The 19,963-nt window shown below is 50.4% G+C and carries 16 protein-coding genes; 1 reads left to right on the forward strand and 15 read right to left on the reverse strand.

Annotated elements, in window-relative coordinates; genetic code table 11:
• Positions 1–94: 94 nt before the first annotated feature.
• From KQI_RS0123290 to KQI_RS0123335, 9 genes are all read right to left on the reverse strand, one after another.
• A complete protein-coding gene (locus KQI_RS0123290; protein WP_010349287.1) occupies positions 95–511 on the reverse strand; it encodes an HD domain-containing protein in 417 nt (138 codons plus the stop codon).
• Between the two features lie 47 nt (positions 512–558).
• Positions 559–1,503, reverse strand: a complete 945-nt coding sequence (locus KQI_RS0123295) for a class I SAM-dependent methyltransferase (protein ID WP_010349288.1) — start codon at positions 1,501–1,503, stop codon at positions 559–561.
• 128 nt (positions 1,504–1,631) lie between these two features.
• The gene (locus KQI_RS0123300; RefSeq protein WP_010349289.1) at positions 1,632–2,843 is read right to left on the reverse strand and encodes a rhamnogalacturonan acetylesterase; all 1,212 of its coding nucleotides are present in this window, start codon (positions 2,841–2,843) and stop codon (positions 1,632–1,634) included.
• Positions 2,844–2,903: 60 nt separating this feature from the next.
• Positions 2,904–3,404, reverse strand: coding sequence for a ribosomal maturation YjgA family protein (locus tag KQI_RS0123305; protein ID WP_029390303.1), 501 nt, complete (start codon positions 3,402–3,404; stop codon positions 2,904–2,906).
• 181 nt (positions 3,405–3,585) lie between these two features.
• Positions 3,586–4,194 carry a GNAT family N-acetyltransferase gene (locus KQI_RS0123315; protein ID WP_010349292.1) on the reverse strand — a complete coding sequence of 203 codons (609 nt, stop codon included), beginning with the start codon at positions 4,192–4,194 and terminating at the stop codon, positions 3,586–3,588.
• Positions 4,191–4,904 (reverse strand): HAD family hydrolase, encoded by a 714-nt coding sequence (locus KQI_RS0123320; protein WP_010349293.1) that lies wholly within the window; start codon positions 4,902–4,904, stop codon positions 4,191–4,193. Before KQI_RS0123320 ends, KQI_RS0123315 begins: the two co-directional genes overlap by 4 nt.
• A gap of 24 nt (positions 4,905–4,928) precedes the next feature.
• Complete coding sequence (locus KQI_RS0123325) at positions 4,929–5,108, reverse strand: hypothetical protein (protein ID WP_010349294.1); 180 nt, start codon at positions 5,106–5,108, stop codon at positions 4,929–4,931.
• Between the two features lie 214 nt (positions 5,109–5,322).
• Positions 5,323–6,408 carry a saccharopine dehydrogenase family protein gene (locus KQI_RS0123330; RefSeq protein WP_010349295.1) on the reverse strand — a complete coding sequence of 362 codons (1,086 nt, stop codon included), beginning with the start codon at positions 6,406–6,408 and terminating at the stop codon, positions 5,323–5,325.
• Positions 6,395–7,168 carry a class I SAM-dependent methyltransferase gene (locus KQI_RS0123335; protein WP_010349296.1) on the reverse strand — a complete coding sequence of 258 codons (774 nt, stop codon included), beginning with the start codon at positions 7,166–7,168 and terminating at the stop codon, positions 6,395–6,397. The genes KQI_RS0123330 and KQI_RS0123335 overlap by 14 nt, the downstream gene beginning before the upstream one ends.
• 177 nt (positions 7,169–7,345) lie before the next feature.
• Here KQI_RS0123335 and KQI_RS0123340 point away from each other — a divergent pair, with 177 nt between their 5' ends.
• On the forward strand, positions 7,346–8,431 hold the full coding sequence (locus KQI_RS0123340; protein WP_010349297.1) for a LuxR C-terminal-related transcriptional regulator: 1,086 nt from the start codon (positions 7,346–7,348) through the stop codon (positions 8,429–8,431).
• Between the two features lie 89 nt (positions 8,432–8,520).
• On the opposite strand, the gene KQI_RS0123345 is transcribed toward KQI_RS0123340, so the two are convergent.
• The 6 genes from KQI_RS0123345 to KQI_RS0123370 all read right to left on the reverse strand — a co-directional run bounded on the left by KQI_RS0123345 (position 8,521) and on the right by KQI_RS0123370 (position 19,902).
• Entirely contained in the window at positions 8,521–8,700 is a 180-nt protein-coding gene (locus KQI_RS0123345; protein WP_010349298.1) for a hypothetical protein, read from the reverse strand.
• A gap of 75 nt (positions 8,701–8,775) precedes the next feature.
• Entirely contained in the window at positions 8,776–9,777 is a 1,002-nt protein-coding gene (locus KQI_RS0123350; protein WP_010349299.1) for an NAD(+)/NADH kinase, read from the reverse strand.
• Entirely contained in the window at positions 9,774–10,835 is a 1,062-nt protein-coding gene (locus tag KQI_RS0123355; protein ID WP_010349300.1) for an SPFH domain-containing protein, read from the reverse strand. The genes KQI_RS0123350 and KQI_RS0123355 overlap by 4 nt, the downstream gene beginning before the upstream one ends.
• Positions 10,836–11,129: 294 nt before the next feature.
• On the reverse strand, positions 11,130–11,348 hold the full coding sequence (locus KQI_RS0123360; protein WP_010349301.1) for an MbtH family protein: 219 nt from the start codon (positions 11,346–11,348) through the stop codon (positions 11,130–11,132).
• Positions 11,349–11,386: 38 nt separating this feature from the next.
• Positions 11,387–18,838, reverse strand: a complete 7,452-nt coding sequence (locus KQI_RS0123365; protein WP_010349302.1) for an amino acid adenylation domain-containing protein — start codon at positions 18,836–18,838, stop codon at positions 11,387–11,389.
• Between the two features lie 14 nt (positions 18,839–18,852).
• Positions 18,853–19,902 (reverse strand): isochorismatase family protein, encoded by a 1,050-nt coding sequence (locus KQI_RS0123370; protein ID WP_010349303.1) that lies wholly within the window; start codon positions 19,900–19,902, stop codon positions 18,853–18,855.
• Positions 19,903–19,963 lie beyond the last annotated feature (61 nt).

The raw sequence follows: 19,963 nt of genomic DNA on the forward strand, positions 1-19,963 counted from the left end.
GCACTAAAGTACATCTTCTTCCCTGACTGAGCAAGGAGCAAAAATCGGTACCTGATTGTGGTATTACTATAGCCTTAAAACTGTCAAAGTGGCTTCAATTCAAAAGCACTAACAGCGCCTGCTTGTACTTTTCTATTCGTGCTAAATCTTTCTCCGTAGGGTTAGGAATGCGTTCCAGGTTCATATTTTCCATAATATCTGCTATTTTTACCACTCTGGATAATGGATTTTTTTGGGCTCGACGTATAAATTCACTGTACTCCTCTCCCTCATTTCGAGTCAGCCCTTCCACCGCTTCAATAATGTGTCTGCCAAAACCCGCTTCTTTCAGTTGATCCGCCGTGACCTCTGTATCCTCCAGCACATCATGCAGCACGGCTACTATTTTTTCATCCATATGCTCTACTCGATTCATAACCTGAAGCGGGTGAAAAATATAAGGCTGGCCGCCTTTATCCGCCTGTCCCTGATGAGCCTTCGCCGCGATAGCAATCGCATTTTCTATGTTCATTTCGCACCCCCCTCAACTCTGTTTTCCCCCTCTGACACCCTTAGCTCCTACGAGCCTAAACGCGTTATTTTCGTGGCTTTGTATCCTGTGGAAGAATGGATATACTCTACTTGATAACTCGATCGGGCATCCAAAAGCTCTTCCATAAATGGAAGGCATGGACTGTAAATAAAGCTCCCTCCCTGCTGAATCGCTCTGAGGATTTCCATATATTTGTGAGCGTACTCGTAAATATTGCCGTCAGCCTTCAGATGATGATGTATAAAATGATTGGTAAACTCCATATGAGATATGATCGTGTCCCATTGGCTTTCCTCAAAGGTAGTTTCCAACCAATCTCCCTGAGTTACACAGCCTTCTGTTTTAGCCAATCGATCCGTCCCATAAGCCTTGAATCCGTGAGATCGCAAATAGAAGACCAGCCTTGCTTCTGATCCGCAACCGATGTCGAGAACAGGCTCTTGCATGCGAGCCATATCCAATCCTAGCAGCTCGGCTTGCAACTCCGGCGTGTATTCCTCGCAAGGTATCCAAAAGGTATACTCACTTTCTGCATACTTGGCAAACATCGCTTGTCCGTTGGTACGAATTAAAAAATCTCTTAAATGCCCGTAATGCTGCTGAAACAGCAAGCTCAGCATTGCTTTATCTATAGATTGCTTTTGGAACAGCTTTTGAATCCGGATGAAGAGTCGATCGTACAGCTCGGTAAGCTCCCTCACATGTTTTGCGTGAAAATGCAGAAACTGATTGGTGCTTACCAACTGGTGCAGCGTTTTGGAGGCTACATCCGCAACAAAAGCGGTATACGTGTGCTGGCACTTTAAGCTTTGCAACATGAAAATCAAATCCGAACCCCTCTGTGTCATCCAGTAGGTCAACTCTGGAGAAGGGCCCATAAGAACATTTTCCTCTCGTATATAGAACAAACTTCGGTGCTGATTATAAAACATTTGATTATCAACGAGTCTGCTGAGCAGGGCAACCGTCATCTTCGCTTCCTCCTAGCATACAAGATAGATGAGTCCACAAACGTTAAAGCCCTACCCAAGCCGAAACAATGCTATCCTTGGGTAGGACCAGCTTATTTTCTAAGTATATCATGGATGGAAATTGTGTTTTATTGCGAATCCTCCGTCCGCACATAAGAGGCTAAAGGAATATTCAGCCCGCGAATGCCCCTAGCTACCAGTCGGGCTATTTGCTCCGCGCCATACTCCTGAAAATGCGTATCATCCTTCACCCCATCAGGGAATGCAGGATACACCCCTGGCTCCACGTGTAAAAATAATGGGAGTGTTCCTTCCGGGCCAAGTGTATTGTAATATTCTACACTCAAGCGACTAAGATCAACCAGTGCAACACCTGTCTCGGCTGCCGTTTCCTTCATGGCCTGCACATATTCCGGGAAGCTAGTCCGAAAGGAAGCACTTGCCGCATCATAATCCCGACGACCCACCGGAGTAATTAACACAGGTATCGCCCCGCGTTGTGTGACTCCTTGAATGTAGGTTTTCAAGTAAACCTTGTAATCTGCAGGTGAAACATAGCGTTCTTGATTGTTGATCGCCGCATCATTATGACCAAACTGTATGAGCAGATAATCCCCGGGCCGGATGTTCCTCAATATATCATCCAGCCGTCCCTGCACAAGGAAGGTCTTCGTGCTTCGTCCACCTATAGAACGATTCACAAAAGTAGCCTCATCTGTAAAAAACGGCGCAATCATTTGACCCCAGCCCGCCTGGGGCTTCATGGAGGGTTTGTAGGTTTGAACCGTAGAATCTCCGGCAAGGTATACCGAAGGATGCTCTCCAGCCGTTCGAGCTTCCTTGGGCGTAATAACCAAAGCGTTAACCTTCGGATCATTTCCCGAGAAGTACAATTCCAGCTGACCGTCAATAAGGGCGAGCTCAAATCCTGCCTCGACAAATTGGCCTGCTGCTTTGGTCGTTGGCTCCACCTTAACGATGGACTCGGCTTTTACAGTAATATCTGTGTTTCCGGCTGCATCTCCGGCAATCAGGGAAAGCGTGTAATCCGCAGGTGGTAAATTGACGACAAAGGATGAGCCCTGAACACGAACAAAATCCGAGCGAATAGCATCACTTCCACCACGATCCTCTTCGCTTACCTTGGACAGATCCATAAATCCATAGCCTTGCTCAGGCGTGTAAGCATCCTTGGCGGTGACCTGGGTGTATCCGTCAGCTACGTTCCCCGGACCAAAGTCAAAACGAAGAGGCGCCGCAAGCTGTTTTTCGGCCAGTGCCTGCCCTGGAACAAGTATGGTCGCAAACAATAGGCTCAACCCCGCGCACAATCCAATCATCTTACCAAACATCCTGTGACGTTTTCCCTTTGCTTTCAAGCGCAACCCTCGCTTTTCTTATTATTTGAGTGATTTGGGTGATTTGTCGTCGTCTATTCGTGTATTGTTCCCCGCCAGCTTTTGGCAGCCTTGATCCAACAACCAGGATATCGCAATACCAACCGTATACCTGATCAAATCAGCGGTCAGAAATCCTCTGCCGAGCACCAGTCCGCCTAGCGTCGTCGCCCGAATGTGGTTGATCCAGGGAGCCTGGTACATCTGACTGAACTCAATGGCAAAGCAAAACAGCAGGCTGCCCCACAGGGCTACAGACAATTGACGATCTACCCACAACATTCTCAGTCCAAAGTAAATCATACATGCCCACAAGGCATCCCCAAAGTGACTGGCAACGAATTCAGGCAATCGGGAGGAGAACACCCGGCTTCCCAAGCCCAATAAGATAGCGACCAGCACGGCAACCAAATACACAGCGCGTTTCTTCCAGCGAGATTTCACCTGTATTGCGCGTATTGCGCGATTTGTGTTTATCCTGACGCTTTTACGAACACTCCTCATGTTAAATCACCTGTCCTACCACTGGGAAATCTCCGTCAGGCTGCTGGAAATTCGTCAAGCTTCTCCTTAGGATAGCGCTTGCAAAAATGCCAAACTTTATGCTGATGTCATATTGTATGCACACCAGCTTGCCTATATTTTTCATCTTATAATTAATCATCATGAGCCTCCGCAATAGATGCTAAAATTCAATACCGCGCACCTTGGCAAAAACCATCTGGTGTGCCCATTTTCCTTCTTCGTCATATTCGACGTTCCTTAAAATGCCCTCCAAAGTAAAGCCTGCCCGTTCCGCTACCTTGGCGCTGCGTGTATTTTTGGAATCACAACGAATCTCCAGCCTGTTTGCCTCCAAATGCTGTATAGCAAAATCCGTAATACCATGAACTGCCTCTGTTATAATGCCTTTCCCGGCCCATGATGTTCTGAGCCAATACCCGATTTCAAATCTGCGTGTATCCCAATCGATACGATGCAAGCCGCTGCTGGCTACAAATTCTCCCGAAGCCGTATCAAATACATACAGCATCATGTCAGACCGCTCCAGAAATTGAAGTCTGGCTTCGCGTGACCGAATCTCGGATTCCTCCAGTGTAGGAAGGCTTCTCGCAAAAGGAAGCCACGGTCGAAGTTCATTCACACTCTCCCGGATCGCTTCATTGACCGTTGCTCCATCTCCCCACTGTGGAGCGCGAATCGTCAATCGTTCCGTCTGAAATTGCTCTGGAAACGATAGCAGGATAGGCTTGGTATGATCGTTTGATTCATACCTATGATGCTGTATGCTCATGAAGCTCCCTCCTCCGTATTCACCGAATAGCTTTGACGATCCAGCCAAGTGATGATTTCGCGCAGACTCCCAATCTGATCGTCTGGTACAATGCCCTTTTCCTCCCACGGCATAAAACCTTCCAGCCAGATGGTATGCAAGCCTGCACTTTGCGCACCACGGATATCATTTGTCGGATGATCCCCAACATACCACGCGTGACCAGGGTTGGCAATTTCCAGCTCCTGTAGAGACAGATCGAATATTCGGGGATTAGGCTTCTCGATGTGTACACCACCTGATACGATAATGGAATCCACATAATCCCTCAGCATCACCCGGTCGATTTTCGCTTGCTGCGAGCGGAGTGAGCCGTTGGTGATAATACCCAGCTTCAACCCGCGTGACCGCAGTTCGGACAGCACTTCCTTGGCCCCGTCCATCAGTACTGTAAACTTATGAAATTTACCATACCAAAAGCCCAGCATCTCTTGCACTGTCGTATCGGGATTTTTCAATTCCAAGTCTGCATGCAGCTCGGTATACAGCTCCCTCTTGTCCCGGTACCCGTCCTGATCCGCCAGACGTATCCGTTCGATTATAGCTTCCCGCTTTTCCGGTCCTTCTGCCACAATAAATCGTTCCACAAAGCGCTCCGCATATGCCACAAACGCCTGTTTACGATGAATTAGCGTATTATCCAAATCAAAAATAATCGCTTCTATGGACATAAGCAGCTCCCCTCTTCCATCCCCTTACACCGAAGAACTGGAAACAAATTGAACAACCCCGATCACCAACAGCAAGAAAAAAATAGACAAGAAAATGATAATCATATACTTCATAATTCTCCCGGAGGTCGACCTGCGTTCCAGCTTCGCCTCGATGTGAGCCAATCTTTGTTTGATTTCTTCCAACTCCTGTTCCACCTTCACGTCCTATTCCCTCTCTTTCATTTTGATTTATTCCTGACCGTTATCGACCGGATTGGGGTTCCACATTTCATATCATCCCCACCGGTCTTTCCCAAAAATATGTACTTCTTTCTAGTGTAATCCAATAGGAAAAGAAATCCAAGGCCTATCCGCAATACATTGCTGAATAAGGCTTGGATGATATGAAGAATCTTTTTATTAGAATATATAGCTTCTAAACATGCTGTCCGTCCACCTGAATCTCTACGGCTACCAGCTGTCCCAGCCAATCCTGAATACGACTCCACGCAAAACACTGCTCCATGTGAAATACACCATAGGGAAGCTCTGATCGGTACAAAGCCAGCGCTGCAAACACAGCTGCCTTGGCGGTTAAATGGGACTGTCGATGTCCTCTGAGTCGGCATTCGACCTTCGTCTCCCTGCCTTGGAGAGTTCCTCGTGCGTCTACCTTGATCGCCACGTCATTTCCTCCAAGATGCAGTTTGCTGAAGCTGCAGACCACTACATCCCGCACAGATTGCTGTCGGAGCAAGCCCGATAACCCTGTGGTTCGTAATCCCGCCAGCAGCCGGGTAGTCAACCGCGAATCAAAGCAAAGGCGTGTGCTAACCGTGGGAATGCCAAGCGTACGGGGAAGTGTCTGCTGGTCCGAAAAAGGAAATCGATACGCCCGATGGCGACCCACTCCTGCACCGAAGTCAGCCACTTTACCGTCGGTAAAGCTTTTTCGCATCACCGGACGTCCCTCTTCCATAACCTCCAGGTCTGTATGAATCTGATCCACTGTCCATTCAATAGCAGCCTGACCGTGCTCATCCCCCAAGCCCAGCATCAGAGATATGTTCAGCTCTTCCGTCTGATCCATAAGCTGTGCCGCTTGCAGTGCCAGCAGATTGGTCAGTCCCGGAGCTAATCCCACACTTAACAGGGCTGTGGCCTGATAAGCTCGTGCCTCCTGATGATACTGCTCCACCTGATGCAAAAAGGCTCCATTGGCGGTAATATCCATGTAATGCACGCCATGCTGCAGGCAGGCACGTACCAGGGCTGTATTTTCCTGATCCAGACACATGATAACGACTTTGGCCTGTTCTAGTATCGACGTGGCAATCGGCTCATGAATATTCAACTGCATAGGCTGTACTTTACCAGCTGTTTGCCGGCTAAATTCAGTGGCACGCTCCAGACTGCGGCCAGCGGCAAACACCTTGCCGGGGAACAATTCACTTAACTCCGTACATACTATTTTTCCGACATGACCATACCCACCAATGATGATGATGTTATCCTTTGCCATGATCTCCCTCTCCCTCTTTAACCGCAAACCACGCATTCACTAAAAAAGCGCCATAATACCGGGTAATATGGGTAAAGCCCGCATCCGCCAACATTTCCTGTATTACCGTATTGGGCACCGGGTCTGATTCACGTCCGATGGATGCAGCGAATCGCTCCCAGTCCTCCAGAGGAATGCCCTGATTCAGCATATGACCTTTCCACGCCTGCATTTGAATGGAGAATGCTGGCTCCTGCGGACTCCCATTTATAGAAGCTAGACAAAAAGGCGCACCCGGTTTGAGACGAGCGGATATCTGACGTAGCAATGCCTGTTTGCTCTCCAAGCCCTGCAGAAAATGAAGCACCAGCAGACAGGTAGCAGTGTCATATAACGGATTTTCGTAGGGCTGTTTGGACTGTTTATCAGACTGCTCATTGCGCTGTATACACAGCAAATCTTCCAGCGTACCTGCAACAAACGATATTTTTGAGCCGATATCTGCTTGCGTCACACGCCTGCGTGCCAAATCCAGCATGTGCTCAGAGGAATCAACTGCCGTAAAGGACCACGCTACATGTCGCCCCCCAAACGTAACCAATTCCTGCCCCCCTCCCGCCCCAACAATCAGGACCTTCGGCTCTGTTGTCTGCGTATAGGCTTGTATTTCTAGCTGTGCGGTTATCAAATGATCTGTCATTTCATACAATTGGGCGTATCCCGGTATTTTTAAAGCAATCGTATCGGCGTACTTATGCACACTCGGATGATTCCAGCTCATAGGTTTATGGCTCCCTCCTAACATTTGGCCTTGATCTTCCCCGGCCATTCGTATATTGTAAATTTAATTAAGAATCATTCTCAATTATAAAGACCATACGTAGATCCACCATCCCATAAATGTGGGATTTAAACAGAAGACCTTAGAAATCTCCAGCCTTTAGGATGGGAGCAGCTTATGAACGTACACTTTACACAACGGGCACAGCTTAAGGACGCTCGGCAGCAAACATACAAGCATACGCTAATCAACCGCTTGCGTACTCAGGTTTCTTTTGATGCTGCGTGCTGCACCTCGGTAGATCCGCATACACTGCTTTCCACAGGGGCATTTACGGAATCGGGTGTGGGAGACATCCATAACAAGCTGCTGGAATACGAATATTTGCACGACGATATGATGAAATACGATCAGTTGGTGCGAGAAGGACGATCCATAGCGACGCTACACGGGGCTACAAAAGGGCAGCCGGATCGGAGCAGACGGTTTAGAGAGGTTTTACACCCCGCCGGATTCGGGGATGAGCTGCGTGTTTCGTTTATGTACAAGGGAAGCTGTTGGGGATTCCTTACGCTGTTCCGCCACCATACACAGCCTGCGTTCAGCACCGAGGAACAACAACTGCTTGAAGCACTGGCACCGTCCATAGCCTATCATCTACGTCAGGCCAGTGTCGGCTTGTGCCCAGTTCCCAGCACGACCGCGGAAAATGAATTGGAGCCAGGGATTCTAGTGCTTTCCGCCAAACTGATTCCGATTTCGTCCAATATAACAGCAGAGCAGTGGCTAAAGCTGCTTCGTCAGCAGGAGGGAATCGATGGAAACAACCTTCCCGCCCCGGTCCGGGCGGTCTGCTTGCGCGCGCTATCCACAGCCCTCCCGCCGATCGGGCAAGCTTCCGTCACATCCACTCCACCGGCCAGATTATGTATTCCCTCCGCAGACGCCGGAATTCCGTGGGTAACACTCAGGGCCACCCTCCTTCAAGGGGGACAGGGACTCGATGAGAAGCAGCTAGCCGTATGGTTCGAGCCTGCCAAAGCAAACGATATGCTACCGCTTATGGCAGAGGTGTATGCATGGTCGGAACGTGAGCGGCAGATTGTTCAGCTCATTGTTCAAGGCTTTTCGACCAAAGAGCTGGCAAGCAAACTTCATATTTCAACCTACACGGTGCAGGATCATCTGAAAGCTATTTTCTTAAAAACGGATGTAAACAGCCGTCGCGAGCTGGTATGGAAGGTATATTCCAGATTCAATTAATTTCAGCAAAACCTGCACATGCCAAAAAGACAGATGACCCCATCAAGGATCATCTGTCTTTGCATATTTGCTCTATCGAGATGCAGGGCCTATCGCTTCGAAGAGGATTTCGTATCATCGTATGACACTGGGGAAGGCTTGGCAATCCATTCATCAGCCTCTGGCTCGATATCCACGCCGTTGTCCAGCTTCGTTTTTTCCATCAAGGAATCTCCGTCCTCGTTCTTCTTGTTGCGGATTTTCGCTTCGTCTTGAGTGTGGTCGCTCATGTTGATTCCTCCTTTTTGTTTCATCGGATTGTTGTACCTTACTCATAATTGCCCATTGCCGTCCTGTACAAACCTCTACACGACCAGATGACCTTTTTTCTCCGCCGGACCAATGGTCGCCTCAATGCCAGCATTAAATTCCAGAAAGTCGCTTTCCACTCCATCACTGAAAATAACCCCATTTTCCGGCATCTGCGAAGCAATCCGCAGCGGTTTTTGGGCTGCTACCTGACCAAACACCAGCTCCACAGCGGTCGTCCGACTGGGAAACGGTTCTCTCACCGTAAAATAAAGCGATGGCGAGCTCCAGACTGCACGATGATCATGGCCCATTCTATCTGTCACTACTTCTGAGCCAAAGGCTTCATCCGACACCAGCTGGTCTGGAGTCAAAGAAATCGGATGCCGCGTAGCGCTGCCGACAATCCCGGCCGCTCCGGCCAGCACGCTGGTCAGCCAGCCCGTCGTCCCCAGCCCCGTGGAAACGATAATGCCGCTGGACGATTGCTGCTCTACCTGATCCTCCAGCCTCAGCTCGTATCTCGCGGAGACATGGGTTTTGCGCCCAATGAACAAATCGTTCACAGCATATAGCGACTGGCCATCATTCAGTTGGGCTTTAGCCAGCGTGACTTCCTTAATTGGCCGCCTGTGTACAAATACATCCGGCACCACCCAGCGCAGATCGGATACGGTAAACGGTAGCAATACCCCATCCCAGCGCAACGGGTCTGGATTCACGCCAATAAGCGGCTGCTCGTTCAAATATTTTAACGTGTTGGCTACCAGTCCATCCTGACCCAGCACCACCACCGTGTCCTGCTCACCAAAAATAAAGTTCGGCACATGCTCGCGCTCCACAATCTGGACTCGCCCCAAGGCCGTTAACTCCGACGTTGCCATCGCCACCGCCCTACGGTAATTCTCATCCTCCAGCACATAATCGCTGAAATCCGACCCCAGCCGTTCCATAAAGAAGCGCGCCTGCTGGATCGTATTATATCGGACAATCAGCTCCTCCAGTCGTGTTTTACGTTTTACCAGAATAATTTTGCGCTCTGTCAGTCGGCTGCTCATCGTGCTCTTCCTCCAGTTCCTCTCGAACCTGCCGATCCGCTTGTTCCCGCCTCTGACATCAGACCTTGCAATAGATCCGGCGTAATGTTCAACTGACCGATTTTACCTGCATTTTCTGCAAGCTCCTGGAATGCAATCGCAATCAGCTTATCCGGACTCATATCCATATTGGCCATAGCCTGAAGCACATTCGGCTCCACATCCTGCAATGATTTCATCACTGCCGTCAGCTCGTAGGCCTTGGCATCGGCTTCCGCCTTTTTATTCGTCACCGTCAGCTCAATCAGCTCACGTTTTTTCTCCTCCAAGGCCGTGTCAAAGCGCAGCTGCTCCTCCTTCATCTCGCTTTGTTTTTGCTTCACAGAACGCTCTGCATCGAGCTGGGTTTCACGGATTTGTCTCTTTTTCGTTTCCACCGCAATTTCCGTGTTCAGCTCATTCTCCTTCACACGCCGCTCCTGCTCAATGGAGGCATTACGACGCTCATACAGCGCATGATCCGCATTGCGAAGAATTTCCTCTCTCGCCTGCGCCTCCAGTGCTCTCATCGTTTCCTTATTCGGTAAAATCGCCAGGATCGACAGCCCCATGACCTCAATCCCCAGCTTTTCCATTTCTGCATGCTGAGCCATATCCTTCGTCATATTTTGCGCCAAACGCTCACTGGACTGAACAGCCTCCTTGAGCGGGACACGTTCCAGATACTTTTTGGTAAGTACCTTTGCGATGTTAATCACCCGTTGCGCCAGCTTGCCTGGATCATCTGAAATATGGCGCTTTCCTCTCAGGTCATACGTATAGTTCAAAATCTGCGTCGTTCGCCGATAATCCACAATCCGATAAGTCAGCTGTCCCTGCACCGTCACCGCCTGAAAATCATTCGTCATGTCCTCAAACATGAACGGCGCATCAATGGAAGAGACAGGCACGACGACGACCGAGGTCGTTGGAGCATAATAATAAAAGGATAATCCGACCCCCTCACGAACCACCTTACCGTTCTTCACCTTCATCACATACTCACTGGGCTGAAATTTAACAAAATTAAATCCAAACATAGTCGCTTCCTCGCTTTCTTTATAGTTTATATTATTTTGTTATTATCACTTTGTTATTAACAATAAAGTAGCATACTTTTTCAATAATTTCAATATGACATTTATAAAAAAATAAAGGCCGCTTCCTCTCCGATATGCTCGGTTAGAGGAAACAGCCTGATTCGTCTCATTGCCTGTCCTATAAATCTTTAAAAATTGTATTATATTGTAAAAAACTATATTCGGTATCCTATCACGGGTCATATAATGAACAACAGTTGTATAGTTGTATAAAGATATGATGGACTCCCCAGATTAGCGGCGAACTGCATCAGCCTTGGGACGCAAGGAATCCGGTCTCATATCTGTCCAATGAGTGCTGATATAATCCATACACGCCTCACGGCTGTCTGTCTGGTGAACGATCTCCCATCCGGCCGGTACATGCTGGAAATCAGGCCAGAGTGAATATTGTCCTTCTCCATTCATCAGCACTAAATAACCACCTTCATTCTGCTCAAAAGGGTTAACCATGGTTTGTTTTCCTCCTTTCGCTTGGGGTGTCATTTAACTTAGAAAGCCCGTAGTTTTGCTGCCAGCAGTTGTCCAATGTGAGCCAAAGGTCCCGGCTGGCACAGATCCTTATGGCGGCAATCTAGTTCATGCTGTTCTAGCTGTCCATCAATATAGGGAAGCCAGGTTTCCGGAGCAATCGGCTCAAACCAATCCGGAATAATGGTAGATCGGAAAAATAAAATATCGCCTTTATACCGTCTCGGAACGTATTCTCCCAAGATACGCACAGAATTTACATAAGTATCCTTGAGGTTTAAAATCGTCTCCTCGCTGAGGCTGGCCAAGGCGCTGCCATCACTTCGCAAGATATGCAGGGCGGTGGAAAGCTGCAAAGGCTCATCATTCAGACTATCCGGATCATAACCACCCAGAGCTAGCAGAGCGATTAACGCTTCCTCCTCATCTGGCCCTCCCCGTAGCGGCAAATGGTGGCTTGGGTAGGAGTCCAGCATGGTCAGGATCGCAATCGTCTCTCCTTCGTCTTGAAGCTGTGTCGCTATTGCATGAGCCACATTTCCTCCCAGAGACCATCCCAACAGATGATACGGTCCTTCAGGCTGAACAGTGCGAATATGACGAATATAATCGGCTGCCATATCATCCAGCGTCTGCGGCAATTCCTCCTGTCGGGCGATCCCGCGAGCCTGTAAGCCATAAATCGGAAAATCCTTGCCCATGGATTGGATCAGGCCCGCATAACACCAGCTTAATCCGCCTGCCGGGTGTACACAGAACAACGGAGCTTGCACTCCGCTTGCCCGCAAAGGAAGCAGCACGTCCAAAGCCCCTTGACTGGCACCTACGTTCAACTGCTCAGCTAGGCCAGCTACTGTTGGTGCCGCAAAAAGGTTGCCAATGCCCAACTCGATACCCAAGGCCTCGCGGATTCTACTAATCAGCTTCACAGCCAGCAATGAATGACCGCCCAGATCAAAGAAACCATCATCTATACTGATTCGCTCCATGCCAAGTGTCTCGGCAAACAAATCACACAGGATTTCCTCCTGTGGCGATCGCGGCCCTCTTCCTCCCCCCGCAGCTATCTGCATGGGAGCAGGTAATGCTTTACGATCCAGCTTGCCGTTAGGTGTAAGTGGGAGAACGGATATCGTGACAAAAGCTGACGGTATCATATAATCAGGCAAGCTGTTTCCTGCATGCAGCCGAAGTCTGGATGCCTCCGGTTCACTATCGGATACAGGGACAATATAGGCGACGAGTCGTTTGTCCCCCGGCTGATCTTCGCGGACAACGACCGCTGCCTGAGCCACATCCGCATGCCGAACCAGCACCGCTTCAATTTCCCCCAGCTCAATGCGAAAACCACGTATTTTGACCTGCTGGTCAGCACGTCCGGCATACTCCAGCGAGCCGTCAGACCGCCAGCGGGCCAAGTCACCTGTACGATACATCCGGCTCCCCGGCATACCGTACGGATCGGCTACAAAACGCTCTGCCGTCAAAGCAGGTCTTCCCAAATAGCCTTGTGCCAATCCAGCACCGGCGACATATAAATCACCCGTTACACCCGGCGGGACAGGTTGAAGTCGGTGGTCCAGCACATACACTTGCAGGTCGGGAATGGGACGCCCAATCAGACTGTTCGCTTTGACAGCCACCATATCACGGTCCAACGCAATGTAGCTGACATGTACAGTCGTCTCCGTAATCCCATACATATTCACCAAGGTAGGAGCATCGTCTGCATGCCGCTCATACCAAGCAGTCAGCCGGCCCAGTTCCAGGGCCTCGCCGCCAAATACCACATAGCGCAGCGCCAGCTTTTGCGACAGGACAGGCTGTTCAAGATCAGCCTGCATCAGCTGATAAAAAGCCGAAGGTGTCTGATTGAGCACCGTTACGCCCTCATCTGCCAGCAATTGCAGGAATTGCTCCGGAGAACGACTGACAGTATACGGCACAATGACAAGACGGCCTCCATGCAGCAACGGCCCCCAAATTTCCCATACTGAAAAATCAAACGCATAGGAGTGGAACAAGGTCCATACATCCGACGGGCCAAAATGAAACCAGTCTTGTGTCGAATCGAACAAACGCGCGACATTTTGATGGGGAATAACCACACCCTTTGGTTTTCCGGTAGAACCGGATGTATAAATAATATAGGCAGGATGAAGCGGTAACAAAGGTTTCAGGCGATCTGCATCCACCGGGTTCCGGTCGGGATACGACTTCAGTTCCTTACTGATCTGAGGATCATCCAGCACAATCGGGAATACCGCGCTTGAGACAGGAATTGAGGATATTGTCACCTGAACGCTGGTAATCATCAGAGCAGGTGAAGCATCCTCCAGCATATATGCGAGACGGTCTGCCGGATAATCAGGATCTAGCGGTAAGTAGGCGGCTCCCGATTTAAGCACAGCCAGCAATGCAATAACCATATCCAATGACCGGGGAAGCGCCAGCGCCACAATGTGATCTGGACCTGCGCCACGCGCTATCAGCAGATGCGCCAGCCGATTGGCACGTGCGTTCAATTCCTCATAACTTAGCTGGCTACTCTCGTATGAAACTGCAACAGCCCCCGGGGTACGGGCAGCCTGTTGCTCGAATAAAACAGGCAAGCTCGAGGTAGGTGCTTTGTTGAGACAAGTGCTCGCGTTCGTGTTACCGTTCCACTTCACGAGAATTTCGCGCCGTTCCTCTGGTCCCAAAATATCCAATGCACCTATTGGTTGTTCTGTATTAGCCACCGCAGCCGCCAATAGCCGCTCCAGCCGTACCTTCATAGCCTCTATTGTTTCCCTTTTAAATAAATCGGTATTGTATTCGATCCAGCCCTCGATTCCATCAGGCCGCCCGTCTGCGGTCCGACATTCGCGCAGCTCCACCGTCAGATCAAACTTCGCTGCACCCACACTGGCCAACTGCAGCTGAGTTTCCACACCCGGCAATAGCAATTCAGGATCAGGGGTGTTTTGTAAAGCAAGCATCACCTGAAACAATGGATGTCTCGATCTGGAACGTACAGGGTTCAGCATCTCGACAAGCCGCTCAAAAGGTACATCCTGATGTTCATACGCATCCAGACAAGTACGACGGACCCGTTCCAACAGCTCACGGAAAGTGGGGTCGTCCGATGTGTCGATACGAAGCACCAGCGTGTTGATAAACAAGCCCACGAGTTGATCCAGTCCCTCTACATTGCGTCCCGCTATTGGACTGCCCACCGGGATATCCGTCCCTGCTCCCAATCGGGTTAGCAATGCGGCCAGCCCGGCTTGCAGCACCATAAACAGGCTGGCCCGGCCTTCACGAGCCAAACGCAGCAACTGCTCATGCAATTCGGGAGCGATCCGCAACGCAACAGTATCTCCCCGGTAGCTGGCCTCGGAAGGACGTGGATAGTCTGCAGGCAGATCTATTTGATCCGGCAAACCTTTCAATACGTTGTGCCAATAAGCAAGCTGCTTGTTCATCAGACTGCCGATTTCGTTCTCCCTGCCAAGCAGTTCCTGTTGCCATAGTGCATAATCCGCATATTGTACAGACAGCTTCGGCAACATCGGTGCCATACTTTCAGCATGTGCGGATTGTTCCGCATGTGCATAACGCTCGATGTGCATAGCATAGGCTGTAGCCAAATCACGTGTGAGTGCATTCAGCGACCAGCCATCTCCGGCAATATGGTGCAGCAGCACGAGCAGCACATGCTGGTCAGCAGACAGCGTGAACAGTTCGGTCCGCAAAGCCGGCTCCGCTGCAAGATCAAAGCAGTAACGGGACCCTTCTGCAAGTAAAAGTGGCAGCTCTGCCTCACAGATATTCGTCACACGGAGTACAGGACAAGCTTGCTGTGTATCCAGAATGACCTGCTGTGATACCCCTTGCACATCTGGAAAAATCGTACGCAGCGTCTCATGACGGGCTACGACGTCTCCCAGAGCGGCTTGAAGTGCCTCCACATTTACATCCCCCGACATACGGATAACGAGGGGGATATTATATGTAGGGCTTGGTCCTTCCATCCGATGCAGGAACCATAATCGGCTCTGGGCGAAGGAGAGGGGAATACGCTGTGGACGCACAGCCGGAAGCAATGAGGGTCTTAAACTCTGTCCATGATCCAGTTGTTCCGCAAAGCTGGCAACCGTAGGCGTTTCAAACAGGCTGCCTAAACTCATCTCTACCCCGAATACCTCCCGGATTCGGGCCATCAAGCGTGCACCAAGCAGCGAGTGACCGCCCAGATCAAAGAAACTGTCATCAATACCGACTTTCGGCAGTCCCAGCACTTCTGAAAACAAGTCACACAGCATAGCTTCCTGCGGTGTTCTGGGAGTACGAACGTGGAGAAGCTTATCCATAACAGGGGCAGGCAATGCCTTACGATCCAGCTTGCCATTGGGCATGAGCGGCAGGTTCTCCAGCAGCACAAACGCTGAAGGCACCATATAATCGGGCAGACTCGCAGCGGCATGTTCACGCAACGCCAGTGAATGCAAACGATGAGGTGATGAGCCAGGGCCCCCCTTTGCCTTTTGGTATCCAACAGGTTCGCCAGATGCTTTTTGTTCGTTAGGTGCTTTTTGTTCGGATTGCCCGCTTTGTCCCGATGGTCTATCCGGCTCCTGCTGCATAGTCTCAATCCCGGCTCCGGCAAGCACCGGCGTCGCTGCGGCAGCGGTCGGTACGATATAGGCAACCAGCCGCTGATCGCCCTCGCGGTCCTCACGGACAATCACAGCAACCCGAGCTACATCGGGATGCCGCGCCAAAACGGCTTCAATTTCACCCAGTTCTACGCGGAAACCGCGAATTTTAATCTGGTGGTCCGCGCGCCCCCCGTATTCAAGAGAACCGTCCCATCTCCAGCGGGCCAAATCTCCAGTTCGATACATGCGGCTTCCCGGAGGACCAAATGGATTGGCTACAAAACGCTCCGCTGTCAAATCCGGGCGGCCGTAATATCCCCGGGCCAGCCCATCCCCGGCAATGTACAGGTCCCCTGTTACCCCAACCGGAACTGCTTGCAGACTACTGTCAAGCACATAAACCTGCGTATTGCGGATCGGTCTGCCGATAGCTGGTGTTCCCGTGTCCTCTTTTTCGATGGAAGCTGCAGTAGACCAAATCGTCGTTTCGGTAGGACCGTACAGATTCGTAATGCGGCAATTCAGATGTTGGAGTGCACGCAGCAATTCCTCAGGCAGAGCCTCGCCTCCAACCAGCACCCGCAAGCCCCGAATTGCTTCTGGGTGTTCGGTTGCCAGCACATGCCATAGCGTAGGCGTCGCCTGCATCAGCGTAGGCTGTGAACGGTTAATCAGCTCGGCCATAGCAGACGGCTCCTGAACGGTTTCTTTCCGGGCAATCATCAGTTGCGCACCATTCAGCAAGGGCAAATAGATTTCCAGCCCGGAGATATCAAAGGATATCGTCGTAACCGCCAGCAATCGATCCTGTTCATGCAACGCGAATTGATCCTGCATGGCGAGCAAAAAATTCGTCAGGCTCTTGAAAGTAATAACGACTCCCTTCGGCTTGCCCGTTGAGCCGGAGGTATAAATAATATACGCGGGATGGTCGCTAGATAGAGGCTGAGCCCGTTCACGGTCCGTAGGATTCGTATCCGGATAGGCTGTGTAACATTCATTGCTGTGTCCGTGCAAAACGCCTGCCAAATCCTCTTTGCCACTGCCTCCATCCAGAAGCATACGCGGTACAGAAATATCTGCCGGAATGCGATCCGCTACCTGGGCATTGGTTAAAATGCAGACTGGAGACGCATGCTCCAGCACATAGGCAACACGGTCCTGCGGATAATCAGGGTCCAGTGGAACATAGGCCGCGCCCGTTTTAAGCACAGCCAGCATCCCTATAACCATGTTAACGGAGCGCGGGAGCATCAGGGCAACGGCCTGCTCAGGCCCTGTTCCATGAGCAATCAGCCAATGGGCCAATCGGTTCGCCCGCTGATTCAGTTCCTTATAGCTAAGTACCATGTCGTTGTCACATTCCACAGCTACAGCATCACAGCTAAGTTCCGCCTGCAGCTGGAGCATTTCCTGCAGGGAAGCGACCGGCAACGGACGGGAAGAACGATTCCAGTCCTCCAGTATAAGCTGACGCTCCGCAGGCAGCAGGAGGCCGATTTGTCCAATCGGCCGATCTGGCTCCGAAGCTGCGACCTCTGTAAGCAACTGCAAGAAACGCTGTTGATGCTCTTCTATTTCCCGTTTGCTATACATAGCAGGGTTGGCATCCAAATCTATGCGCAATCCCGATCCGTCCGACCTGTCATAGACATTCAAGGACAGATCATCCACCGGGCCTGCCGACAGGTTATGTGTAGTTCCGCGAGAACCGCCAAAATCCAACTCATAGTCAAATGGCATAATATTGACCAGCGGACCGAACAGTCTTCTGTTTTCACTAAGCAAGCGCAGATCACGCCGCAGCTCCTCATGCCTGTATTTTGCATGACGTCTTATCTCACGCAACTCCTGCACCAATTGGCGGAGCAATGTGGATACATTCATTCCTGGCTGAACGGACAAACGCAGTGGCAGCAAATTCATTACCATACCCGGCACACGGAGCGAGGCTGAGCCCACCCGGTTCATCATCGGCAAACCAAATATAACGTCTTGTGTACCTGTGAGCCGGTGGATATAAATAGCCATTGCCGCCAAAATTAAATCCGGCCAGCTCACCTTGAGACGTTCCGCAGCCATTCGAAGATGATCACGCTCCGCAGAGGTAACGTATGCTGTATGGCGTATGAACCCTCCATCCGTCACTTCTTTCGAAGCTGCATGCTTGGTGGTTCTCGTCGCATTGTCTGCCAAACTCACCACCTCGAACCCATCAGCAAAGCGTTTGTTCCAAAATTCACGCTCCTGCCCAAACATCTCCGAGGCGCAATAGGCCGAATCTTCCTCTAACAGTTGGCTAAGCGGTGGAAAGCGGCCCTCTTCGTCAAAGCGGCCTTCCGCCAAAGATGTGTACAGTTGAGCCACCCGCTGTGCTATGAGCGAAAAGCCAAAGCCATCCAATGCAATATGATGAACACGCTGATACCAGAAAAATCGATGATGGCCTGCCCGGAACAATGCCTGTGTAAACAGCGGCCCGTGGGTAAGATCAATCGGCTTGAGCAAATCATCCCTCATCCAGTCTTCAGCAGCTTTACGGGGATCAGAAACTGCGCTCACATCGATTTGGTGCAGCGTCCATTCCCGCGAAGGCTGAATCACCTGCCAGGGTCCATCCTCATCCTCTCCGAACCGCAAATGCAGTGATTCAGCCTCGTCCACCGTGCGGCGAAGTGCTTCCTTAAAGCAAATGAGATCGACTGGCCCGAGAATTTCAACGTATTCACCAGTATTATAGGCCGGATTTTGCAAATCCATCTGCTGGGCAAACCAAATACCCGCTTGCGCTCCCGACAAAGGAAGACGAATATTCTGATGCTTGAGCATATATAAATCCTCCTTTACAGAGAAAAATAGTCAATATTGGGAATCACCTGCCTGGTTCGTGAAGATAATAGCTTCCACCAATCAGCAAGTGTCGGACGTTCAGCCAACTCTACGAACGTCACCTTTGCCCCGTAGCGGCGCCATTTTTCCACAAGACTCATCATACGAATCGAATCCATTCCCCGATCCATCAGATTATCGTCAGCAGCCAATCCTTCCGGTGATTCCTGCAGCAATCCTGCAACCTGCTCGCGTATCAATTGTTCAGTTAACTGCAAAGCAGCAGTCACTTCCTTTTCGGCAGTTGCCGACTTTGAAGCCTTTGCCGTGCTTGCGCTTTCATCAAGCTTCTGGTCTACTATGCCTGTCTGAGCTGTAGCCATCTTGCCGCTTTGCGCCTGAGCATCTTCCGTTGCTGACCCCTTCGCAGTCTCCAACTCGTCAATTAAAGGGGCAGTCAGCATCGTAACCGCACAGCGCTCGGCCGCGTAAGTCAAGGCCATTTTGTGGTATTCCAGTGAAAAGTCCCCCAAGGCGTCAGCTACAAAAAAAGGCTGTATATCCTTCATAAAGGCCTCGGTCGCGGTCATTAGACAGCCAATATGTGCGTAAATACCGGTAATCATGATCTGATCGCGATGATATTGCCGCAAGATATCGTCTAAATTGGTTTTTTGAAATGCGCTATACCTCCATTTCGTCAAAACTATATCCTGATCCGAAGGGGCAAGCTCGTTCACAATCTCCTTTTGAATAGGTCCATCATCCATCCCCTTACCCCAAAAATCCTGCTGTAGCCCCCTTTTCTCCGGAGCCTGACCTCCCGGCTGCGCCGAATAGATTACAGGTATCCCAAGCTGCTGACAGCGGCTTTTCAACAGCTGGATGTTAGCAATCAACTCCTTGACCGGAGATTGTCCAGCCTCAAAAGCGGTAACAAAATATTGCTGCATATCATGAATCAACAGCACTGCACGTTCAGGATCAGGCCGCCATGCCACTTTATTTTGGGGTAAATCCGAAGCACTCGGCATCGGATAAGCTGAAATTGGAGGAATAGCCATCATATCGCTTCCTTTCATTTTTCGATTCATTCCGTGTCCTTGTCTTGCTTTATGTGTTCTT

Origin of the sequence: Paenibacillus peoriae KCTC 3763, from assembly GCF_000236805.1 — a bacterium.
GTDB lineage: Bacteria > Bacillota > Bacilli > Paenibacillales > Paenibacillaceae > Paenibacillus > Paenibacillus peoriae.

Bases quoted from the DNA above. Each gene is read 5' to 3' on its own strand.
- KQI_RS0123350 (WP_010349299.1), bottom strand. From the start codon at position 9,777: ATGAGCAGCCGACTGACAGAGCGCAAAATTATTCTGGTAAAACGTAAA.
- KQI_RS0123290 (WP_010349287.1), bottom strand. From the start codon at position 511: ATGAACATAGAAAATGCGATTGCTATCGCGGCGAAGGCTCATCAGGGA.
- KQI_RS0123295 (WP_010349288.1), bottom strand. From the start codon at position 1,503: ATGACGGTTGCCCTGCTCAGCAGACTCGTTGATAATCAAATGTTTTAT.
- KQI_RS0123340 (WP_010349297.1), top strand. From the start codon at position 7,346: ATGAACGTACACTTTACACAACGGGCACAGCTTAAGGACGCTCGGCAG.
- KQI_RS0123315 (WP_010349292.1), bottom strand. From the start codon at position 4,194: ATGAGCATACAGCATCATAGGTATGAATCAAACGATCATACCAAGCCT.
- KQI_RS0123305 (WP_029390303.1), bottom strand. From the start codon at position 3,404: ATGAGGAGTGTTCGTAAAAGCGTCAGGATAAACACAAATCGCGCAATA.
- KQI_RS0123370 (WP_010349303.1), bottom strand. From the start codon at position 19,902: ATGGCTATTCCTCCAATTTCAGCTTATCCGATGCCGAGTGCTTCGGAT.
- KQI_RS0123355 (WP_010349300.1), bottom strand. From the start codon at position 10,835: ATGTTTGGATTTAATTTTGTTAAATTTCAGCCCAGTGAGTATGTGATG.
- KQI_RS0123360 (WP_010349301.1), bottom strand. From the start codon at position 11,348: ATGGTTAACCCTTTTGAGCAGAATGAAGGTGGTTATTTAGTGCTGATG.
- KQI_RS0123300 (WP_010349289.1), bottom strand. From the start codon at position 2,843: ATGATTGGATTGTGCGCGGGGTTGAGCCTATTGTTTGCGACCATACTT.
- KQI_RS0123330 (WP_010349295.1), bottom strand. From the start codon at position 6,408: ATGGCAAAGGATAACATCATCATCATTGGTGGGTATGGTCATGTCGGA.
- KQI_RS0123320 (WP_010349293.1), bottom strand. From the start codon at position 4,904: ATGTCCATAGAAGCGATTATTTTTGATTTGGATAATACGCTAATTCAT.
- KQI_RS0123365 (WP_010349302.1), bottom strand. From the start codon at position 18,838: ATGCTCAAGCATCAGAATATTCGTCTTCCTTTGTCGGGAGCGCAAGCG.
- KQI_RS0123335 (WP_010349296.1), bottom strand. From the start codon at position 7,168: ATGAGCTGGAATCATCCGAGTGTGCATAAGTACGCCGATACGATTGCT.
- KQI_RS0123345 (WP_010349298.1), bottom strand. From the start codon at position 8,700: ATGAGCGACCACACTCAAGACGAAGCGAAAATCCGCAACAAGAAGAAC.